13 protein-coding genes are annotated in these 22,522 nt (G+C 74.0%); 9 read left to right on the top strand and 4 right to left on the bottom strand.

The genetic code is table 11. From position 1 onward, the window contains the following. Positions 1 to 52 precede the first annotated feature (52 nt). The 7 genes from ACF1BH_RS23945 to ACF1BH_RS23975 all read left to right on the top strand — a co-directional run bounded on the left by ACF1BH_RS23945 (position 53) and on the right by ACF1BH_RS23975 (position 17,747). Positions 53 to 3,421, top strand: a complete 3,369-nt coding sequence (locus ACF1BH_RS23945; RefSeq protein ID WP_391645390.1) for an amino acid adenylation domain-containing protein — start codon at positions 53 to 55, stop codon at positions 3,419 to 3,421. Between the two features lie 94 nt (positions 3,422 to 3,515). Beyond that, entirely contained in the window at positions 3,516 to 8,186 is a 4,671-nt protein-coding gene (locus tag ACF1BH_RS23950; protein ID WP_391645392.1) for a condensation domain-containing protein, read from the top strand. A gap of 1 nt (position 8,187) precedes the next feature. Continuing rightward, complete coding sequence (locus ACF1BH_RS23955; protein WP_391645394.1) at positions 8,188 to 9,831, top strand: cyclic peptide export ABC transporter; 1,644 nt, start codon at positions 8,188 to 8,190, stop codon at positions 9,829 to 9,831. Continuing rightward, positions 9,821 to 13,504: an amino acid adenylation domain-containing protein gene (locus ACF1BH_RS23960; RefSeq protein ID WP_391645396.1), complete on the top strand. Its 3,684-nt coding sequence runs from the start codon at positions 9,821 to 9,823 to the stop codon at positions 13,502 to 13,504. The genes ACF1BH_RS23955 and ACF1BH_RS23960 overlap by 11 nt, the downstream gene beginning before the upstream one ends. Before the next feature lie 75 nt (positions 13,505 to 13,579). Beyond that, the gene (locus ACF1BH_RS23965; RefSeq protein WP_391645398.1) at positions 13,580 to 14,578 is read left to right on the top strand and encodes a TauD/TfdA family dioxygenase; all 999 of its coding nucleotides are present in this window, start codon (positions 13,580 to 13,582) and stop codon (positions 14,576 to 14,578) included. A 118-nt stretch (positions 14,579 to 14,696) separates the two neighbouring features. Next, positions 14,697 to 15,149 (top strand): methylmalonyl-CoA epimerase, encoded by a 453-nt coding sequence (gene mce, locus ACF1BH_RS23970; protein ID WP_391645400.1) that lies wholly within the window; start codon positions 14,697 to 14,699, stop codon positions 15,147 to 15,149. A 201-nt stretch (positions 15,150 to 15,350) separates the two neighbouring features. Next, positions 15,351 to 17,747, top strand: coding sequence for a penicillin acylase family protein (locus ACF1BH_RS23975; RefSeq protein ID WP_391645402.1), 2,397 nt, complete (start codon positions 15,351 to 15,353; stop codon positions 17,745 to 17,747). 70 nt (positions 17,748 to 17,817) lie between these two features. Here ACF1BH_RS23975 and ACF1BH_RS23980 read toward each other — a convergent pair whose 3' ends face one another. The 3 genes from ACF1BH_RS23980 to ACF1BH_RS23990 all read right to left on the bottom strand — a co-directional run bounded on the left by ACF1BH_RS23980 (position 17,818) and on the right by ACF1BH_RS23990 (position 19,613). Beyond that, positions 17,818 to 18,291 (bottom strand): hypothetical protein, encoded by a 474-nt coding sequence (locus ACF1BH_RS23980; RefSeq protein WP_391645404.1) that lies wholly within the window; start codon positions 18,289 to 18,291, stop codon positions 17,818 to 17,820. Positions 18,292 to 18,387: 96 nt separating this feature from the next. Beyond that, positions 18,388 to 19,305: an MBL fold metallo-hydrolase gene (locus tag ACF1BH_RS23985; RefSeq protein ID WP_391645406.1), complete on the bottom strand. Its 918-nt coding sequence runs from the start codon at positions 19,303 to 19,305 to the stop codon at positions 18,388 to 18,390. Further along, positions 19,302 to 19,613: an antibiotic biosynthesis monooxygenase family protein gene (locus ACF1BH_RS23990; protein ID WP_391645408.1), complete on the bottom strand. Its 312-nt coding sequence runs from the start codon at positions 19,611 to 19,613 to the stop codon at positions 19,302 to 19,304. The genes ACF1BH_RS23985 and ACF1BH_RS23990 overlap by 4 nt, the downstream gene beginning before the upstream one ends. A 207-nt stretch (positions 19,614 to 19,820) precedes the next feature. Here ACF1BH_RS23990 and ACF1BH_RS23995 point away from each other — a divergent pair, with 207 nt between their 5' ends. Further along, on the top strand, positions 19,821 to 20,636 hold the full coding sequence (locus tag ACF1BH_RS23995; RefSeq protein ID WP_391645410.1) for a BTAD domain-containing putative transcriptional regulator: 816 nt from the start codon (positions 19,821 to 19,823) through the stop codon (positions 20,634 to 20,636). A 163-nt stretch (positions 20,637 to 20,799) separates the two neighbouring features. Continuing rightward, on the top strand, positions 20,800 to 21,474 hold the full coding sequence (locus tag ACF1BH_RS24000) for a MarR family winged helix-turn-helix transcriptional regulator (protein ID WP_391645412.1): 675 nt from the start codon (positions 20,800 to 20,802) through the stop codon (positions 21,472 to 21,474). 59 nt (positions 21,475 to 21,533) lie between these two features. On the opposite strand, the gene ACF1BH_RS24005 is transcribed toward ACF1BH_RS24000, so the two are convergent. Beyond that, the gene (locus ACF1BH_RS24005; RefSeq protein WP_391645414.1) at positions 21,534 to 22,490 is read right to left on the bottom strand and encodes an aromatase/cyclase; all 957 of its coding nucleotides are present in this window, start codon (positions 22,488 to 22,490) and stop codon (positions 21,534 to 21,536) included. Positions 22,491 to 22,522 lie beyond the last annotated feature (32 nt).

The following is a 22,522-nucleotide window of genomic DNA, read 5'->3' on the forward strand; positions in this document are numbered from 1 at the left end:
GCCCGCCGCCGCACCCGCCGCCCCACCTCTACGACACAAGGATGATGCGCCCGTGAGCACCACCGATCTGGGAAGCCTGTCGCCGGCCGAGAAGCGCGCCCTGCTCGCCGAGCGGCTACGCGGCCGCAGGAAGGAACGCCGCTTCCCCGCGTCGTTCGCACAGTCGCGCATGTGGTTCCTGGAGCAGCTGACGCCCGGCAACGCGGCGTACAGCATCCCCGGCGCGATGCGGGTGCACGGGCGGCTCGACCTCGACGTGTGGCGGCGCTGCGCCCGCGAACTGGTCCGCCGTCACGAGGCGCTGCGGACCACCTTCGAGGCGGCCGACGGCTCCCCGGTGCAGGTCATCGCCCCGGACGGCGAGCCCGAGATCACCGTGGCCGACTGCCCGCAGCTGCGCGGCGACGGCCCCGAGCAGCACGCGGAGATCGTCCGGCTGGCCCGCGAGGAGTTCGCCCGCCCCTTCGACCTCGCCGCCGGCCCGCTGCTGCGCTTCCGCTTCCTGCGCCTCGCCGACGACGAGCACATCCTGCTGATGACGCTCCACCACATCGCCGGCGACCTGTGGTCCACCTCCGTCGCCTTCGGTGAACTCATCGCCCTCTACGGCGCCTGGAGCACCGGCGGCGAACCGGACCTGCCGCCGCTGCCGGTCCAGTACGCCGACTACACCCTCTGGCAGCGCAAGCGGCTCGCCGGCGAGGCCACCGCCGCCGACCTCGCGTACTGGCAGGAGACGCTGCGCGGCGCCCCGCCGATGCTGGAGCTGCCCACCGACCGGCCGCGCCCCGCCGTGCAGTCCACCCGCGGCGGCTCGGTCCCCTTCCGGCTGCCCGCCGCCGCGGCGACCGCGCTGCGCGAGGCGAGCGGCCGCGCGGGCGGCACCCCGTTCATGGGGATGCTCGCCGCCTTCGACGTGCTGCTGCACCGCTACAGCCGCGAGGAGGACCTCGTCGTCGGTGTGCCCGTCGCCAACCGCACCCGGCCCGAGGTCGAAGGGCTCATCGGCCTCTTCGTCAACATGGTCGCGCTGCGCGGCGACGTCTCCGGCAACCCCACCTTCCTCGAACTGATCGGCCGGGTGAAGGAGGCGGCGCTCGGCGCCTTCGCCCACCAGGAGCTGCCGTTCGAGCGGCTGGTCGAGGAGCTGCACCCGCAGCGCGACCTGTCCCGCCCGCCGGTCTTCCAGGTCTCCTTCATCTACCAGAACATCACGCTGCCCGACTTCGGCAGCGTCGGCCTGCGCATGGAGCCCGTCGAGGTGCCCGGCGCCGCCGCCCGCTTCGACCTCACCCTGGAGGTCTTCGAGGGCTCCGACGGCCTCAGCGGCTCCCTGGAGTACAACAGCGACCTCTTCGACGAGGCGACCGTGCGGCGGATGGCCGGTCACCTCACCGCCCTCACCACCGCCCTCGCCGCCGCCCCCGAGGCGCCCATCGGCGACGCCGCGATGCTCACCGCCGCGGAGGAGACCGCGCTGCGGGCCACCGGCAACGACACCGCCCGCGACCGCTCCGCCGACCTGCCCGTCCCGGACCGCATCGCCGCCCGCGCCGCCCGCACCCCCGACGCCGAGGCGGTCCGCACCGCCGACGGCGCCCACACCCTCACCTACGGCGAGCTGGACCGCCGCGCCAACCAACTCGCCCGTGTGCTGCGCGCCAAGGGCGTCGGGCGGGACGTCCTGGTCGGCCTGTGCGTCGAGCGCACCCCTCGGATGCTGATCGCGATGCTCGCCGTCCTCAAGGCGGGCGGCGCCTACGTCCCGCTGGACCCCGGCTTCCCCGCCGACCGCATCGCCTTCACCCTCCAGGACTCCGGCCTCGCCCTGCTGCTCACCGAACGCGCCGTGCTGACCGCCCTCACCGCCGACGGCACCGCCCTGCCCGTCGCGGAGACCCTCTGCCTCGACGAGGCCGACGGACTGCTCGACGCCGAGCCCACCGAGCCGCCCGCCACCGGCCCGATCGGCGGCGACGACCTCGCGTACGTCATCTACACCTCCGGCTCCACCGGCCGCCCCAAGGGCGTGCAGATCCCGCACTCCGCGCTCGGCAACTTCCTCTCGTCGATGGGGGAGCGGCCCGGTCTCGCCGCCGGCGACACCCTGTGCGCCGTCACCACCCTCGCGTTCGACATCTCGATGCTGGAGCTGCTGCTGCCGCTGACCGAGGGCGCCCGGGTGCTGCTCGCCGACCGGGAGACCGCCGCCGACGGCGCCCGCCTCGCCGCCACCCTCGACACGTCCGGCGCCACCGTCATGCAGGCCACCCCCTCGACCTGGCGGATGCTCCTCGACGCGGGCTGGCACCCCGCCGACGGCTTCCGGATCCTGGCCGGCGGTGAGGCACTGCCGCAGGAACTCGCCGACCGGCTGGTGGCGACCGGCGCCGCGGTGTGGAACATGTACGGCCCGACCGAGACGACGATCTGGTCGTCGGTCGCCCGCGTCGGCGACGGCCCCGTCACCCTCGGCACGCCCATCGCCAACACCCAGCTGCACGTCCTCGACGCCCACGGCCGTCTCGCCGCCCCCGGCGTCCCCGGCGAACTGTGCATCGGCGGCGCCGGCCTGGCCCGCGGCTACCTCGGCCGCCCCGAACTCACCGCCGAACGCTTCGCCCCGCACCCCTTCCCGACCGTCCCCGACGAGCGGATCTACCGCACCGGCGACCTCGTCCGCCGCACCCCCGACGGCGCGATCACCTTCCTCGGCCGCCTCGACCACCAGGTCAAACTCCGCGGCTACCGCATCGAACTCGGCGAGATCGAAACCGTCCTGGAGGCCCAGGACCCCGTCGAGCAGGCCGTCGTCACCGTCCGCGAGGACACCGCGGGCGACCAGCGGCTGACCGCCTACGTCGTCCTCACCCCGGACGCCGACGGCGACGGCACGGAGGCCGCGGACCGCCTCGCCCCCCTCGTCCCGCAGCTGCGCACCGCGCTCGGCGTGCGGCTGCCCGACTACATGGTCCCCACCGCCTACGTCGCCCTCGACGCGCTGCCGATGACGCCCAACGGCAAGATCGACCGCAAGGCGCTGCCCGCCCCCGACACCCGGCGCGGCACCGGCGACGGCTACACGGCGCCCCGCACCCCCGTCGAGGAGGTCATCGCCGGGATCTGGGCCGAGGCGCTCGGCCTCGACCGGGTCGGCGTCACCGACGACTTCTTCGCCCTGGGCGGCCACTCGCTGCTCTCCACCCGCATCGTCGCCCGGCTCCGCGACACCTTCCAGGCCGACGTCCCGCTGCACCGCGTCTTCCGCGAGCCGACCGTCGCCGGGCTCGCCGAGGTCCTGCTCCAGGAGAGCGGCGACCGCGCCGTCGTCGAGAAGACCGCCGCCCTGCTGATCCGGATGGCCGAACTCAGCGACGACCAGGTGGCGGCGGCCCTCGGCGCCGCCGGGAGCGACGCATGACCGGCCCGGACCGCCCCGGCCCTGCCCGCCACGGCACCGCGCCGCAGCAGCCACCGCACCGCCCGCACACCACCGCACGAAAGGGGCCGCACCAGTGACCACCGGTCGCTTCCACCTCTCCCCGCAGCGCCGGGAACTCCTGGAGAGCCTGCTGCGCGCCGAAGGCATCGACCGCCGGCCCGCCCGCACCGTGCCGCGGCGCCCCGACCCGTCGGCGCCCGCCCCGCTGGCGTTCTCACAGAGCCGCTTCTGGTTCTGGGACCGCTTCTCCGGCAACGGCGCCTCGTACGTCATCTCCGCCGGACTGCGCGTCCACGGCGCCTGCGACCTGACCGCCTTCGCCGCCGCCTGCGAGGAGATCGTCCGCCGCCACGAGGCGCTGCGCACCGTCTTCCGCGACGGCCCCGACGGTCCCGTGCAGGAGGTCCGCGACACCCTGCCGCCGGAGATCCGCACCGTCGAGCTGCGCGGCCTCGCCCCGGACGCGGTGGACGAGGAGATCGCCCGCCGCGAGGCCGCGCTCATCGCCCGCCCCTTCGACCTCGCCGCCGGTCCGCTCTTCCGCGTCGAACTCCTCGACCTCTCCGACGACTCCGCGGCCGTCCTCGTCACGCTGCACCACATCGTCTGCGACCGCTGGTCCATGGGCGTCCTGATGCGCGAACTCATCGCCCTCTACGGCGCCCGCACCCGCGGCACCGACCCGCAACTGCCCGCACTCGACGTGCAGTACGCCGACTTCGCGCACTGGCAGAACGGCGACGACGCCCAGGCCGCCTGGGACGCCGACACCGACCACTGGCTGCGGACGCTCAAGGGCGCCCCCGCCGACCTCGGCCTGCCCACCCCGCTGCCCCGCCCCCGCGAGAAGACCTACCGCGGCTCCTCCGTCCCCCTCGCCCTCCCGGCGCCGCTGACCGCCGCCGTCCGCGACCTGGCCCGCGCCGAGGGCGCCACGCCCTTCATGGTGGTCACCGCCGCCTTCCAGTCGGTCCTCGCCCGGCTCTGCGACCACGACGACATCGTCGTCGGCACCCCCGTCGCCGGCCGTACCCAGGTCGAACTGGAGCCGCTGGTCGGGCTGTTCGTGAACACCCTGGCGCTGCGCGTGGATCTCTCCGGCGACCCCACCTTCCGCGAGACCGTCCGCCGCGTCAGCGCCGTCTGCCTCGACGCCTACGACCACCAGAGCGTGCCCTTCGAGCGCCTCGTCGAGCAGCTCCAGCCGGAGCGCTCCCTCGCCCACACCCCCGTCTTCCAGGTGATGGTCTCGTACCAGAACGTCCCCTTCCCCACCTGGAACGAGGGCGGGCTGCGCGTCGAACCGCTCGAACTGACCGGCCACAAGGCCGAGTTCGACCTCCTCCTCGACCTCTTCGAGGACGGCGACACCGTCCGCGGCCGCCTGGAGTACAGCACCGACCTCTACGACGAGGAGTCCGCCCGCGCCCTGACGGACCTCTTCGTCCGCACCCTGACCGCCGCGACCGCCGACCCGGCGACCCGCCTCGGCGCCCTCCCGCCCGCCACCGGCACCCCCCTCCCGGCCGCCGCCCGCCCCGCGGCGCCGCCGCAGGCCACCGTGCACGAGGCCACCGCCGCCGCGGCCGCCGCCCACCCGGACGCCGACGCGGTGCTCGGCGCCGACGGCACCCGGATCGGCCACGCCGCCGCCGACCGCCGCGCCAACCAGCTCGCCCACCGCCTGCTGCGCAACGGCGCCGGCCCCGGCGTCCTCGTCGGCCTGGCCCTGCCGCCCTCCGCCGACCTCGCCGTCGCCGTCCCGGCCGTCCTCAAGTCCGGCGCGGCCTACGTACCGCTGGACGGCGGGGACCACGTGGATACCGCCGCCCTCGCCCGCCGCCTGGACGACGCGGAGGTCCCGCTGCTGCTCACGCACCGCGCCCTCGCCGACCGGCTGCCCGCCACCGACACCGAGATCTGGTGCCTGGACGAGCTGGCCGCCGCGCTCGACGGGGAATCCGGCGCCGCCCCCGCGACGGCCGTCACCGGCTCCGATCTCGCCTGCGTCGCCCACACCACGGGCACCACCGGACGGCCCGAGCCCGTCCGCATCACCCACACCGCGCTCCGCGCCCGGCTCGCCGCGCTCCAGGACAGCCACCCCCTCACCCCGGCCGACCGCGTCCTGCACACCGGCCCCGTCACCTACGACACCACCGTCCGCGACCTCCTGCGCCCGCTGGCCGCGGGCGCCACCGTGGTCACCGTCCCCGACGCCGGTCCGGCGGCGCTGCGCGCGCACGGCATCACCGCCCTGCACACCACCCCCCGCCGCCTCGCCGCCCTCCTCGACACCCCCGGCCTGGCCGACTGCACCACCCTGCGCTCCGTCCTGACCAGCGGCGAAGCCCTGCCCCGCGCCCTCCAGGAGCGGTTCTTCGCCGCCTGCGCCGCGGAGCTGCACCACCTCTACGCCACCACCGAGACCGGCGAACTCACCACCTGGCCCTGCCGCCCCGACGCCCCCGAGGCCACCGCGCCGCTCGGCCGCCCCCTCCCGCACGCCCGGCTGCACCTCCGCGACCGCCTCGGCCGCCCCGTCCCGGACGGCGCCCCCGGCGAGCTGTACGTCTCCGGCCGCTGCCTCGCCGACGGCTACCTCGACCGGCCAGGACCCACCGCCGAACGGTTCGCGCCCGACCCGCACGACCCGGCGACCGTCCTGCACCGCACCGGCGACCTCGTCCGCGTCCGCCCCGACGGCACCCTGGAGTTCACCGGCCGCACCACCGACCGCCTCACCGTCCGCGGCTTCCACCACGACGCCGCCCCCGTCGAGGCCGTCCTGCGCGACCATCCGCAGGTCACCGACGTGTTCCTGTTCGCCCGCCCCGACACCACCGGCATCCGCCGCCCCGTCGCCTACGTCACGCCGGGCGGCGACGGCGCCCCCGACGCCGCCGCGCTCACCGACCACACCCGCGCCCGGCTGCCGGAGTACCTGGTGCCGGCCGCCTTCGTCGTCCTCGACGCGCTGCCGCTCACCGAGGCGGGCACCGTCGACCGCGGCGCGCTGCCCGGCCCCGACGAGGAGAGCGAAGCACCCCGCGCCTTCACCCCGCCCCGTACCGCGCTGGAGGAGGCCGTCGCCGCCACCTGGCGCGGGCTGCTGGGCGTGGCCCGGGCCGGCGCCCACGACGACTTCTTCGACCTCGGCGGCCACTCACTGCTGATCACCAAGCTCGCCTCCCAGCTCAGCGCCGCCCACGGCGTCCACATCCCGCTGCGCGACCTCTTCGAACACCCCACGGTCGCCGGGATGGCCGAGCAGATCACCGCCCACGCCGCCGGCCCCGCCGCCGCCCCCATCCCGGCCGCCGACCGCTCCGCCCCCCTGCCGGTCTCCTTCGCACAGGAGGAGCTGTGCCTGCACCAACCGGTCCCGGCCGAGGAGCCGTTCCACAACGTGCTGACCGCCGTCGTCCTCACCGGCGACCTCGACGAGCAGGCGCTGCGCACGGCGCTCGACACCATCGTGCGGCGCCACGAACCGCTCCGCTCCCGCATCACCGGCCACACCACCGCCCCCCGCCAGACCTTCGAGGCCGACGGCGGCTGGCCGATGACCACCGTCGACCTGCGCGCGAAGGACGAGCCGACCCGCACCGCCGAGCTGCGCGCGCTGGTCACCGCCGAGGAGCGGCGCCCCTTCCGGCTCGCCGCCGAGCCGCCCGTCCGCGGCTTCCTCGTCCGCCTCACCGACCGTGAGACCGCCCTGATCCAGGTCATGCACCACCTGGTCACCGACAACTGGTCCTACGGCGTCCTCTTCCACGAGATGCGCGAGCTGTACGCCGCCGCAGTCCAGGGCCGCACGGCCGAACTGCCCGAGATCACCGTGCCGTTCGGCGACGTCGCGGCCTGGCAGCAGAGCCGCCTCGCCGACGGCGGCCTCGACGTCCACCTCGACCACTGGCGCACCACGCTCGCCGACCTGCCGCCCACCCTCCGCTTCACCGCCCCCGACCACCAGGCGCACTCCGCCGCGACCGGCGCCACCCGCGGCTTCACCGTCGACGCCGCCACCGCCACCGCCCTCGCCGAGATCGGCCGGGCCCGCGGCGCGACCCTCTTCATGGTCCTGCTGGCCGCCTTCGACGTGCTCCTCGCCGCCTACTCCGGCAGCGACGACATCCCCGTCGACTTCCCGCTGGCCGGCCGCGAACGCCCCGAGACCGAGCACCTGATCGGCTACTTCGTCAACCACCTGGTGGTCCGCTCCGACCTCTCCGGCGACCCCGCCTTCGGCGCCCTCGTCGACCAGGTCCGCGCACGCACCCTCGCCGCCTACACCCACCAGAGCGCACCCCTGTGGGCCCTGGACGGCCTGATCCCCGAAGGCCACAGCCCCTCCGGCATCTCCTTCAACCTGCTCAACGCCGACGTCCCCTCCCGGGACCTGCACGGCCTGACCGCCGCCCCCCTCGACCTCGGCGTCGGCGACGACTACGTCTTCTCCGAGGTCGTCGTCAACTTCGAGGCGTCCGCCGTCGATCTGGCCCTCATCGTCCGCGAGGACGACGACGGCGCACTGCGCGGCATGTGGCTCTACGCCCTGGAACGGCTCGACGCCCGCGCGGTCGGCGCCATGATGCGCGCCTGGCCCGGACTGCTCACCGCCGTCGCCGCCGACCCGGACCGCTCCACGGCCTCCCTCATCACCGCCCTGCGCGGCGCGCGACAACTCGACGGCACCGACGCCGCCGACGACACCGACGACCAGCCCAAGGACCGTGCCTGACATGGGACTCTTCCGCTATCTGCTGCGGTCCTCGCGCCGCCCCTTCCTGCTCGCGATGGCCGCCGGCGTCGCCAGCGGCGCGGCCGGCGCCGGCTTCATCGCCGTCGTCAACCTCGCCCTGGCCCGCCCCGGCACGAGCCCGGCGGCCCTCGTCTGGGCCTTCGCCGGGCTCTGCCTGACCACCGTCGTCACCCGCTTCCTCGCGCAGAGCCTCCTCTTCCGCCTCTCCCAGGGCGTCATCCAGGACCTGCGCCGCCGCCTGATCGACGCGGTCCTCGGCGCCCCGCTGCGCACCGTCGAGAAGTTCGGCACCTCCAAGCTCTACGCCGCGCTCTCCGACGACGTCGTCGTCATCGCCGACGCCCTGCCCGGTCTGCCGCTGCTCTGCTTCAGCGCCACCTTCGCCGTCGTCAGCATCGTCTACCTGGTGACCGTCTCCCCGGTGGTGGCGCTCGCCGGACTGCTCACCACGCTCCTCGGCATCGGGCTCTACCGCCTCTTCGCCGCCCGCGGGATGCGCGCCCTGACCGCCGCCCGCGCCGAACAGGACCGCCTCTTCGGCCACTTCCGCGCGGTCACCGAGGGCGTCAAGGAGCTGAAGCTCAGCCGCCCGCGCCGCGAGGCGCTCGCCGGGGACGCCCTCGACGCCACCGCCGACGCCTACCGCCGCCGCTCCGTCACCGGCCTCACCGTCTTCGAAGGCGCCGCAGGCAGCGGCCAGGCCGTCTTCTTCGCGCTCATCGGCGTGCTGCTGTTCGTCCTCCCGGCCGCCTTCGCGCTCGACGCCACCACCCTCTCCGACTCGGTACTGATCCTGCTGTTCATGGTCTCCAGCCTCCAGGGCGTCCTGACCTGGCTGCCGGTCCTCGGCCGCGCCGCGGTCGCGCTGCGCACCATCGAGGAGCGCCTCGCCTCCCTGGAACAGGCCGGCCGCGAGACCGACGGCGGTACGGACGGGCGGCTGCCGCAGGCCGTCTTCGGCGACTGGCAGGCCATCGAGTTCCGCGGCGTCACCCACGCCTACACCGGCGCCGCCGGACAGGAGTTCCGCCTCGGCCCGCTCGACTTCACCTTCCGCCGCGGCGAGGTGCTGTTCGTCGTCGGCGGCAACGGCAGCGGCAAGACCACCCTCGCCAAGCTCCTCACCAGCCTCTACCTGCCCGAGGCCGGCACCATCGGCGTCGACGGCACCGAGCTGACCGCCCGCAACCGCGACGCCTACCGGCAGCTGTTCGCCACCGTCTTCTCCGACTTCCACCTCTTCGACACCCTCACCGGGCTGCCGGGCGACGCCCGCACCGAGAAGGCCGAGCAGTACCTGCGCCGTCTCCAGCTCGACCACAAGGTCTCCATCGTCGACGACCGCTTCTCCACCACCGCCCTCTCCCAGGGCCAGCGCAAACGCCTCGCGCTGCTCACCGCCTACCTCGCCGACGCCCCCGTCTACCTCTTCGACGAATGGGCCGCCGACCAGGACCCGGTCTTCAAGGAGTTCTTCTACGAGGAACTCCTCGCCGAACTCCGCGACCGGGGCAAGACCGTCGTCGTCATCAGCCACGACGACCAGTACTTCCACGTGGCCGACCGCCTCGTACGGCTCGACTACGGCCAACTGCGACAGGAGGAGACCGCCGGTGGACGCTGACTGGCTGGGCCACGAGACCATCGACCCGCAGGCGGAGATCCGGCTCTTCTGCCTGCCGTACGCGGGCGGCGGCGCCGCCGCGTTCCGCGACTGGCGGGCCGCGCTGCCCCGCCGTATCCACCTCAGCCCCCTCGAACTCCCCGGCCGCGGCCGACGGATGGCGAGCGCCCCGTTCAGCCGCATGGGCCCCCTGGTCCGCTCGCTGACCCGCGCCCTCGAAGGCGAACTGGACCGGCCGTACGCCCTCTTCGGGCACAGCATGGGCGGCCTCATCGCCTTCGAGGTCGTCCGGGAGCTGCGCCGCCGCTCCCTGCCGGCGCCGCGCCACCTCTTCGTCTCCGCGGTCGCCGCCCCCGGCACCACCCGCACCCGGCCGGTCCTGCACAGCGCCACCGACGCCGAGGTCCGCGAGGAGCTGCGCTTCCTGGGCGGCACGCCCAGGGAACTCCTGGAGAACCAGGAGCTGATGGACATGATGATCCCCACCCTGCGCGCCGACTTCTCCGTCCTGGAGACGTACGAGTACCGCCAGGAACCGCCGCTCGACGTGCCGCTGACCGCGTTCGGCGGCACCGCCGACCCCTCCGTCCAGCTGTCGGCGCTCCAGGGCTGGCGCGAGCAGTCCACCCGCGCCCGCCTCACCTCGGTCGACGGCGACCACTTCTTCCTGCACTCCGCCCGCACCGAACTGCTGGCCCACCTCACCCGCACCCTCGACCGGGAACTCACCGCGCACCGCGGCCGGACCACCCGCCAGGAGACGCCCATGACCACGCCCGGACCGGCGGCGCCCACCGCCCCGGAACCCTTCGCGCTCCTGAGCCCCGGCGAGCGCGCCGCCCTGCCCGCCGACGCCGTCGACGCCTTCCCCCTCACCGGCGGTGAACCGTCCGGCCCGTCGGCCGACGCGGCGGACAACCACACCGCCGCCTGGCGCCTGACCCACCGCAAACCCTTCGCCGCCGACGCGCTGCGCGCCGCCGCCGGTGAAGTCCTCGCCCGCCACGAACTCCTGCGCCTGGCCCGTACCACCCCGGACGGCGGCGCCCCGCTGCACGTCGTGCACGCCGCGGCCGCCGCCGAACCGGCCCTCCACGACCACCGCGAGGTCACCGCCGCCACCCGCGCCACCCTGCTCGACGCGCTGCGGGAGAGCGAACGCACCCGCCGCTTCGACCCGGACCGTCCGCCGCTGCTGCGGCTGCACGCCGTCCTCGAACCGGACAACGCCTGGGTCCTGCTCGTCACCCTCCACCCCGACCTCGCCGCCCTCGTCGGCGCAGACGCCCTGCTGACCGAGGTGCTGCGCGCCTACGAGCGGCAGCTCACCGGCGCCCCGGCGCCCTACGGGCCACTGCGGCACGCCGCCTGCGCCGCCGCCGCGCGCACCGGCCGCCTCGACCGCGCGGGCCGCGCCCACTGGCGCGAGGCCACCACCGCGCACCCGCCGTTCGCGCTGCCCCGCGCCTGGGCCGACCGCTCCGGCACCCCCGCCCCGGCCGCCGCCACCGTGCCGTACGCCGACCTCGAACCGGGCCTGACCGCCCTCGCCACCGCCGCCCGGGTGCCGCTCACCGCGGTGCTCTGCGCCGCCCATGTGACGGTGCTCAGCCGGCTCACCGCCGAGACCGCCTTCCACACCGACGTCGTGGTGCGCGCGGGCGAGGGCGAGGAGGGGTGCGCCGCCGCCCTGCACCGCACCACCCTGCCGGTGGCCGTCGACCGCCCCGCCACCACCTGGCGCGAGCTGGCCGCCCACGTGCACGAGCGGGAGCGGGCCGCCTGGCGCCACCGCCACGCCCACCGTCCGGCCCCCGCGCCCGCCGACGCCGCCACCGAACCGCCGGTCCACGCCCGCTTCGCCGTCGAGGACCGGCAGCGGACCGTCTCCGACACCCAGGTCACCGCCCTCGACGAGGACACCGCACCCACCGGGCACGGCCTGTCCGTGGTCGCCGGCGACGGCCTCCTCCACCTCCGCGCCCACGGCGGGGCCTGCACCCCCGACCGTGCCGACCGGCTGGCCCGCATGTACCGCTCCGTCCTGGAGTCCATGGCCGCCGATCCGGACGGCGCCGCCACCGGCGCCCACCTCGGCCCGGAGGAACGCACCGCCGTCCTCACCACCTGGGCCACCGCCCCCGCCGCCGACCGCGGCCCCGGCACCGTCGTCGACCTGCTGCGCGCCCAGGCCGCCCGCACCCCCGACGCCGTCGCCGTCCGCGTCGGCGACACCACCCTCACCTACCGGGAGGTCGACGAGCGCTCCGAACGCATCGCCCACCACCTCCTCGGTCGCGGCGCCCGGCCCGATGCCCTCATCGGCGTCTGCCTGCGCCGCACCCCCGACCTGCTGCCCGCCCTCCTCGGCGTGTGGAAGTCCGGCGCCGGCTATCTGCCGCTCGACCCGTCGCTGCCCACCGAACGGCTCCGGCAGATGCTGGACGCCACCGGCTGCCCCGCCGTCCTGACCGCCGCCGACCACCGCGCACGGCTCACCGCCCTCTACGACGGCCCGCTGGTGGAGCTGGACACCGACCGCGCCGCCATCGACGCGCTGCCCGCGACACCGCCCGACACCGCCCCGGCCCCCGGCGACCTGGCGTACATCATCTACACCTCCGGTTCGACCGGCGCCCCCAAGGGCGTCCAGATCGAGCACCGCGGGCTGCTCAACTACCTGGGCTGGACCGTCGGCGCGTACGCCGCGCACGGCACCGGCGGCGCCCCCGTCTTCTCCTCCCTCTCCTTCGACCTCGGCATCCCCAACCTCTTCACCCCGCTGCTGACCGGTCAGCCCGTCCATCTGCTGCCCGACCCGTTCGACACCGCCGACCTCGGCGCCCACCTCGCCGCCGGGGCGCCGTACAGCTTCATCAAGATGACGCCCGGCCATCTCGACCTGCTCACCTACCAGTTGACCGCCGAGCAGATCCGCTCGCTGGCCGGGATCTGCATCGCGGCGGGCGACTCCTTCTCCAGCGCGCTCGCCGCCCGATGGCAGGAGCTGGCCGGACCCGGCGGCACGTTGGTCGCCACCGAGTACGGACCGACCGAGATCACCATCGGCAACTCCGGGCAGATCGTCGACGAGGTCCCGGCGGGCGAACTCGTCCCGCTGGGCCGCCCGATCCCCAACACCACCATGTACGTCCTCACCGACCGCCTGGAGCCGGTGCCCGAGGGCGTCCCCGGCGAGGTGTACATCGGCGGCGACGGCGTGGCCCGCGGCTACCTCGGCCGCGACGACCTGACCGCGGAGCGATTCCTGCCCGATCCTTTCGGCGCCCCGGACGGCCGTCTTTACCGCACCGGAGATCTGGCGCGATGGGCGCCCGATGGTAGCCTCGAATTTCTCGGACGCATCGACAATCAGGTCAAGATCCGCGGCTACCGCGTGGAATTGGGCGAAATCGAGGCGGCGCTCCGCCGGCATCCGCAGGTACGTGACGCGGTCGCCGTCGTACGCGAGGCCACCCCGGGAAATCCCCGGCTCTACGCCTATGTCATTCCCGTGCAGCGGGGCGTCCTGGATTCCGCGGGCATTCGTGACCGGCTCGCCGGAGAACTCCCGCCGTACATGGTTCCGGCGGACTGCATCGCCCTCGATGCCATTCCGCTGACCGCCAACGGAAAAGTCGACGTCCGGGCCCTGCCGCCCGCGCCCTGCTGAGAAGACCGCGCCGCGTCCACCCGTCCCCGGGAACACCCGCCGCGTACCGCTCACGCTGCCGAAAGGGAAAGCACGATGACCGTCCACGATCTCTCCGCCCCCCTGGCCAAGGAAGGACGCACGCACGACCTGGAGCTGACCGGAAGCGAACACCGCGCCGTCGAGGAGCTGGCCACCGCACTCGCCGCCACGCCCCCGCGCCTGCTGGACCACCCCAGTTGGCTGGAGCGCGCCCGGCAGCTCGGCGCGCAGCTGCCGCCGCGGCTGCGCGAGGCCGTCCGGGACTACCGCCACGATCCCGGTGTGCAGGGCGCGTTGCTCCTGCGCAACCTGCCCACCGGCGGCGACGCGCTGCCGGACACCCCCTCGGTCAAGGACTCCGTCGAGCGCACCGCCACCGTGGCAGCCGCCACCGGCGCACTGATCGGCCTCGCCCTCGGCGAACTCGTCGCCTACCGCGAGGAGAAGTCCGGCGCGCTGGTCCAGAACGTCGTGCCGGTGCGCGGCCTGGAGTCCTCGCAGAGCAACGCCGGCTCCGCCGCCGAGCTGGAACTCCACGTGGAGAACGCCTTCCACCCCTTCCGCCCGGACTTCGTCGGCCTGCTCTGCCTGCGCAGCGACACCGTCACCCGCGCCGGCACCCGCGTCGCCTGCGTCCGCCAGGCGCTGCCGCTGATCGACGAGGCGGACACCAAGGTGCTGCTCCAGTCCCGGTTCGTGACCGCGCCGCCGCCGTCCTTCCGCTCCGGCGAGGGCGCCTGGGCCCACCCGGTCCTCGACGGCAGCCCCGACGACCCCAACATCTGCGTCGACTTCCACGCCACCACCGCGCTCGACGACGAGGCGGCGCAGGTCCTGGAGCGGCTGCGCCGCACCTTCGGGGAGGTCGCGCAGTCCGTGCGGCTGGCGCCCGGCGAGATGGTCCTCGTCGACAACCGCGTCGTCCTGCACGGCCGGGACCACTTCACCCCCCGCTACGACGGCCGGGACCGCTGGCTCCAGCGGATCTTCGTCCATCTCGACAACCGCCGCACCCGAGGCCACCGCACCGGCAACGGCGCCGTGATGGTCTGACCCGCCCCGGGGCGGGCCGCCCGCCACCGGGCCCGCCCCGGTCAGCCCTCCGGTGGCACCCACCGCACACCACGCGAAAGGGGGAGGACCGGCGCCGCGCGCGCCGGCCCGACCAGCCATGACGGAAACCACCGGTCTCGCCGAAGGCATCGGCCTGCTCCGCATCGACCACGTAGGGGTGGCGGTCGCCGACCTCGACGAGGCGATCGAGCGCTACGAGAAGACCTTCGGCATGCGCTGCAGCCACACCGAGGAGAACGTCGAACAGGGCGTACGGGAGGCGATGATGACCGTCGGCCCGGACGCCTCCGGCGGCTGCATCCAGCTGCTCGCGCCGCTCAACCCCGACTCCACCATCGCGAAGTTCCTGGGCCGCTCGGGCCCCGGCGTCCAGCAGCTCGCCTACACCGTCGCCGACCTCGACGCGACCTGCACCGCACTGCGCGAGCGCGGTGCGCGGCTGCTGTACGAGGAGCCGCGCGGCGGCACCGCCGGCTCCCGGATCAACTTCGTGCACCCGGCGGACGCCGGCGGCATCCTCGTCGAACTCGTGGAGCCCGCCGCGCACTGACCCGCCCCGCGGCCCGGCCGCGCCCGAACGCGCACCGCGCCCGGACATCCCCCTTCCGGGCGCGGTGCGTCCGCGTTCCCGGCGCCGGACACCGGACGGCCGGGCTGCCGGAAGGCATTCCGAACGCCGTAGCCGGAACCCGCCGTGCCCCGTAAGTTCACCCGCGATCCACGGAATTCGAGAAAGGTAAAGGTGGTGGCCATGCTCCGTCAGCGCTTCAGATCGGCGCTCCGTACGGTTCTCGCCGCAGCACTGCTCGTCGCCGTCCCCGGTGCGACGACCGCGGCGGCGGCGCCGGAGAACGACGGCCCGACCCGGGCGACGATCCGGTACACGGAATACGGCGTCCCGCACATACTCGCCGACAATTACACCGACCTGGGATATGGATACGGCTATGCGATAGCCAAGGACAACATCTGTCTGCTCGCCGATTCCTTTCTCACCGTCGCCGGGGAACGCTCCCGCTACCACGGCCCCGGCGGCTCCGGGAACGACACCCTCAGCGCCGCCACCACCAATCTCAACAGCGATCTGCATTTCCGGCGGATCAACGACTCCGGTGTCGTCGAACGGCTCGCCGCCCAGCCGGCGCCCCTCGGCCCGCGCACCGAGGTCAAGCAGCTGATCGACGGCTACGCCCAGGGCTTCAACCGCTACCTCGCGCAGACCGGCCGGGACGGCATCACCGACCCCGGCTGCAAGGGCGCCCCCTGGGTCCGCGACATCAGCTCCACCGACCTCTACCGCCTCTTCTACGCCCTGAGCACCATCGGCAGTTCGGGCGCGCTCGCCGACGGCATCGTCACCGCGCAGCCCGGCTCCACCGTCCGGCCCCCGGCCGCCGACGCCCGCACCGCGGCCCGCTTCGCCGAGGGCCTGGGCGCCCCCGGCTCCGGCGCGCTGGGCAGCAACGGCATCGGCATCGGCTCCCAGGGCGCCTCCGGCGCCAAGAGCGTCCTGCTCGGCAACCCGCACTTCCCCTGGCGCGGCGCCAACCGCTTCTGGCAGGTGCAGCTGACCGTCCCCGGCAAGCTCGACGTCACCGGCGCCGGACTGCTGGGCACCCCGGTCGTCGAGAAGGGCTACAACGCGGACGTCGCCTGGACCCACACCCTCGCCACACCCCGCACCTTCGGCCTCTACGAGGTCCACCCGGCGCCGGGCGACCCCACCTCGTACCTCGTCGACGGCGTCAAGGAGAAGATGACCTCCCGCACCGTCACCGTCCAGGTCCGTCAGGACGACGGCAGCATCGGTGAGGTCCACCGCACCCTCTACGAGACCCGCTACGGCCCGATGGTCTCCTCCGCCGCCGGCATCGATCTGCCCTGGAACGCCACCACCGGCCATGCGCTGCGCGACGCCAACGCCACCAACCTGCGCGGTCTCAACACCTGGTTCGGCTTCGGGCTCGCCAAGAGCACGGCCGACATCAAGAAGACGCTGAGCGACACCCAGGGCGCGCCGTGGGTCAACACCATCGCCGTCGACCGGTCCGGCAAGGCGCTCTACGCCGACATCCAGGTGGTCCCGCACGTCACCGACGACCAGGCCGACCGGTGCGGCACCGACCTCGGCCACCAGATCTTCCCGAAGACCGGCGTGCCCGTCCTCGACGGTTCGAAGGCGGCCTGCGCCTGGGGGAGCGACCCCGACGCCCTGGAGCCGGGCCTCTTCGGGCCGTCCCGGATGCCGTCGCTCACCCGCGACGACTACGTCCTCAACTCCAACGACAGCGCCTGGCTCGCCAATCTCAAGGCCCCGCTGACCGGCTACCCGCGCATCATCGGCGACACCGGCACCGCCCGCACCCTGCGCACCCGCGAGTCGCTCACCAGCGTCCAGGAGGGGCTGAAGAACGGCGGGTTCAGCCGCGCCTCGATGCAGCAGATGCTCTTCGCCGACCGCAGCCGCTTCGCCGAACTGGCCGCCGCCGACACCGCCGCGATGTGCTCCGCCTTCCCCGACGGCAAGGCCCCGTCCTCGAACGGCCCGGTCGACGTCGCCGCCGGCTGCGCCGCGCTCGCCGCCTGGGACCACACCTACACGATCCACACCCGCGGTTCGATGCTCTTCCAGCGCTTCGCCCTCAAGCTGGACGAGCGGAAGGTCGCCCTGTGGCGGCACCCGTTCGACGCCGCCGACCCGGTCGCCACGCCGAACACCCTGGACACCGGCGCGGCCGGCGTCCAGCAGGCCTTCGGTGACGCCGCGGCCGAACTGCACGCCGCCGGAATCCCGTTGGACGCCGAGCTGGGCGACCACCAGTACGCGCTGCGGGGCGGCGAGAAGATCCCGATGCCGGGCGCCCCGGAGGCGCTGGGCGTGCTGAACCTCATCAAGGGCCAGTGGGACCCGGCCGCCGGCAACACCGATGTGCGGACCGGCTCCTCGTACATCCAGGTCGTGGCGTTCGGCGACGGGCCGTGCCCGGACGCGGCCACGCTGGTGGCGCCGTCACAGTCCGCGGACCCGACGTCGCCGCACCACAGTGACCAGACCAAGCTGTTCTCGGCCGGCCGCTGGGCCACCGGCCGCTACTGCGAGAAGGACATCCTCGCCTCGCCCGAGCTGAAGGTCGTGGAACTCTCCTGACGGAGCACCACGGAAGAGGGGCGCCGTACCTGCCGATCGGCCGGTTCGGCGCCCCTCGCGCGTCGGACGGTCAGCGCCTCTCCGCGATCAGCCGCCAGACCATCCAGCCGCTCAGCGCGGACCAGCCGGTGAAGGCGAGGGTACGGATCCAGCTGACCTTCAGGAGATGGGCGTGGGTGGCGGCGTCGAAGTGCTGGGCGAGGGCGTTGCGGTCCGGCGTCGCCACCGCGCCCGACAGCACCATGATCGCCGCCATCAGCACCAGGAACGCCACCACCACGGCGAGTGGCACCACCGCCGGCCGGACGACCAGCATCACCAGCCCGGTCAGGCCCGCGGTGAACAGGCCGGGCGCCAGCACCCGCCAGAACATGTGGTTGTGCTGGTCCATGTAGGCCGCCGAGGCGGCGCCCTTGAGACGGGCGACCATCGGATAGTCCATCAGCTGGAGCGTCCAGACGAATCCGGTGGTGTAGAGCACCGCCACGAAGTGGACGAGTAACAGGGCGCCGGAGGCGCTGCGGGGGGACTGGACGGCGAGCATGGTGCGGACTCCTGGGTCGGGTGGTCGAAGGTGCGGACGCCGCCCGGCGCGCACGGGCCGGGCGGCGGTGGTGCGGTGGTGCGGGGGAGCGGCCGGTCAGGCCGCGCAGTGCGGCAGCCCGCCGGCGTAGTGGACCATCTCGCCGAAGACGGCCGGTACATCGAGCGGCGCGGCGCGCCCGGCCCCGGACAGCTCCGCGTAGGCCCGGACGAGATTGGGGAGCAGCCGCTCGCTGTCGAGCAACCCGGCGTACGGACCGGGCCCGGACGCGCGGGCGACCTCCGCCGGGGTGGCGCCCTCGGCCAGCCCGGCGCGGGCCAATTCCTGTACCCGGCGCAGATATCCCGCGTTGGCGTCGAGGAGTTCGGGGCCGCCGACCGGGCCGTGGCCGGGGACGACGTGCAGCGGTTCCAGGGCCCGCAGCCGGTCGAGGATCTCCAGCGCGCCGGCCACCGAACCCATCAGCACGAACGGGGTGACGCCGGAGAACACCAGGTCACCGGCGAACAGCACCCGCCGGTCGGGCAGCCACACCACGGTGTCGCCCGCGGTGTGGCCGGGCCCCAGGTGCAGCAGCTCGTAGCGCGGGCCGCGGGTCCGGGGCACCAGCCGCTCGCGGAAGGTGACCTGAGGAGGCGTCACCTCGATCCGGCCCCAGTCCACATCCGGCCACAACCCCTGGAGCGCGAGGCCGTGTTCGGCGATCTCCGCCGCCGCCCGCTCATGGGCGATGACCGTCGCCTCGTCCGCGAACAGCGCGTTGCCGAAGGTGTGATCGCCGTGGCTGTGGGTGTTGACGAGGGTGTGGACCGGGCCGGGCACCAGCGTGTGCACCGTCTCGTGCAGTCGCCGGGCCCGTGCCTCGGTGGCGGCGGTGTCGATGAGCACCGCGCCGTCCGGACCTCCCAGGATCCCGGCGTTGTTGACGCACCAGCCGCCGTCCGGCTGGACATAGGCGTGGACGTCCTCGTCGACCGTGACGAGCTGCGCCGCCGGTGCGACCGGTGCGGTCACGGGGTGGCCCCGGCGGCGGTGCCGACGACGTCGAGGACGTGGTCATAGGTGTGCGGGGTGGCGGTCGCCATGGTGCGCAGCACCGCGACCCGGCTCTGGAAGCCCTCGTCGCCGATCGCGGCGTCGAGCGCGGCCTGGTCGTCCCACACGGCTATATTCACAAAACGTCGCGGATCGTGTGCGGAGCGGCACAGCTGATGGCGGTGGAAGCCCGGCTGTCCGCGCATCCAGTCGGAGACTTTCCGGAATTCTTCCTCGAAACGCGCGGGGTCGCCGTGCACCTCGAATGAATTGACGAGTGTGAGCACTTTTTTCAGCCTTCCCAATCTCGTATCCAGCCATGCCTGACCTACACTGAGCGTGTTATTTCCTCCTGCGCGAAGACCTTAAGGGACGCCCGGCGTCCCCGTCGCGCGGTTGCGGTGCGTGAACGCCCGTGACCGCCACCACCCGGCAGAAAATCCGTCATCGGAACGGAATTGCCGGGTCCGCAGGACATAACGGGGAGGCAGAGAATGACCGTTGATATCCGTGTGCTGGGCCCGCTGCGTGTGTCCACGGCGGGCGGCGAGGTCGCGCCGAGCGCCCCCAAACCCCGTCAGCTGCTCGCCCTGCTGGCGACCCGCCCCGACGAGACCGTCTCGATGGACGCGCTGGTCGACGAGTTGTGGGACAGCCGTCCGCCGAGCAGCGTGATCACCGCCGTGCAGACGTACATCGTGCTGCTGCGCCGTCAGCTGACCCGGGCACTGGGCATCGCCGGCGCCGTCGTCGCCCGCGACGTCCTGCCCTTCGAGGGCTGGGGCTACCGGCTCGCGACCGGCGGCGGCACGCATGACGCCCAGGAGTTCCGGCGCTGCGCCACGGCCGGGCGGCGCGCCCTGGCGGCCGGTGAGGACGGCCGGGCGGCGGTGCTGCTCCGCCGGGCGCTGGGCATGTGGCACGGTCCGGTGCTCGCCGACGTCAAGGCCGGCCCGCAGCTGACCGCGCACCGCACCACCCTGGCCGAGGACCGGCTGACCGCTCTGGAGCAGCGCATCGAGGCCGATCTGCGGTTGGGGCACCACCATGAACTGCTCGGTGAACTGACCGGCCTGACCCTGCAATATCCGCTGCACGAAAACCTGCATGCCCTCTTCATGATCTCTCTGTACCGGGCCGGTCGTCCGGCGCAGGCGCTGAGTTCTTTTCAATTGTTGCGCCGCAATCTCCGCGAGGAGCTGGGCATCGATCCGTCGCCGCGCATGTGGCGCCTTCAGCAGGCCGTACTGACCGCCGACGAATCGCTGCAACCGCGCGTCGCCTCGCGGCTTTTCCCCATGGAACTCTGAGTTTCCGTGCGGCGCCCGGCCGGGGGAACCGGGCGCCGCGGTACGGGAGGCGGCCGCACGGCGGCCGGTGTGCTGCGGTACGGCGCGGTGACAACACCCTTCCCGCATGGCACAGTTAGCAAGGAAACTTCATGTCATCGAGGCTAGAGGGAAGATGGTTAGCATGTCAACGGATGGTGAGACCGTGCCGCTGGGAACCGTCCCGCCCGCCGTTCTGCGGCCCGGATTCCAGTCCTGGCTGGCGCTGGTGCACTCCTACGGCTCGGTCGCCAAGACCCTCGACCGCCGCCTGATGCGCGACCTCGGGATGTCCCTCGCCTGGTTCGAGGTCCTCGTCCTGCTGCACACCGCCCCCGGCGGCCGCCGCCGGCTGCTGGAGCTGTCCCGGCTGCTCGTCGTCTCCAAGGCCAGCGTCAGCAAGCTGATCGACCGGATGGAGCGCGCCGGGCTGGTCCGCCGGGAGACCTCCGACGAGGACCGCCGCGCCGTGTTCGCCGCGGTCACCGAGGACGGCCGCGCCGCCCTGGAGGAGGCCCTGCCGGTGCAGGTCGCCAACGTCGAGGACTGCTTCTCCGGACTGCTCGACGACCGCGACCACGCCGATCTGGTCCGCATCCTCGGCAAGGTCACCGCCCACTACGCGGGCGGCGACGACGGCGTCCCCAGCACCCCGAGCACCGTCCTCCTCGGCGCCGCCGCCCGGCAGGCCGAGGCCGCCCGCGCGGCCGGGGACGGGACGCCGGCGGAAGCCGCGGAGACCGCTGCGGAGACCGGGACCGCCGCCGGACGGGGCGGCCGGTCGGCCCGGACGCGGCCCGGTACCCGCCAACCCGCCTGATCCGCACCTCCGTTGCCGTACGGGCCGCGCACCGGCACCCGGCGCGCGGCCCGTACCCGTCACACCGCTCCGGCCGCCCGGCCCTCGGCGAACGCCTTGGCGTGCTCCAGCGTCACCCGGCTGTTGGTCCCCAGCGCGGTGCGCACGTACGCCCGCGCCGCCGCCAGGTCCTGTCCCGGCCCCAGCACGTCCTCGACCGCCTCCGGCCGGATCACCACCGTGTGGCGCGAGGTCACCGACAGCCGGTCGCCGTCGGGCGCCAGGATCCACTCACCGGTGTGCGCCCGCAGCAGCGGCGGCACCACCACCTGCTTGTAGACGATCCGGCGGGCGTCCGGGCACACCCGCACCGACTTCGTCGTATGTGCCGACCCGTCCGCCGTGACGGTGTCCATCTCCATGATCTGCACCCCCTCCGACGGCTCCGACAGCTCCATCCGGCCGACGTGCGGCAGCCGTTCGGGCCACCGGGCGGCGTCGTACAGGAAGCCGTGCACCTCCTCGGCGCGGGCGTCGACGGTGACCGTGTCGTCGAAGGTCAGGCTCGCCGCCGCGTGCCCGGCCGGATCGCGCGCCACCTCTGCCAGCGCCGCCAGCTCCGCGGTGCTGTTGCGGTCGGTGACCTCGTCGATCCACGACAGCGCCGCCGGGTCGTCACCGACCGCGCGGAACCGGTGGCCGAGGACCACCTCGCACCGGTTCTCGCCGCTGGGGCGCACCGTCCAGGACCCGTCCATCGAGGCGATCGGCGGCTGCGACACCTCCTGGCGGAAGGTGATGCGCAGCTCGCGGGGGAACAGCTCCCGCCGCGACGTCCACGCCTTGACGGTGTCGCCCGCCACCGCCCAGATCCGCAGCTGCTCGGTGCCCGGCCCGCTCTCGGGGCGGTCGACGTACACCGTCGGCCGGAAGCACACCGGCCAGCGGGAGACGTCGGCCAGGAGGGCGTACACCGTCGGTGCGGGCGCCTCCACGGTGATGCGGTGTTCCACGCTCTTCATGTTGTGTCCGTTCATGCCGTATCCGTCCTACGGGCACCGTCGCCCGG

It is taken from the genome of Streptomyces sp. NPDC014733 (genome assembly GCF_043083385.1).
Taxonomy (GTDB): domain Bacteria; phylum Actinomycetota; class Actinomycetes; order Streptomycetales; family Streptomycetaceae; genus Streptomyces.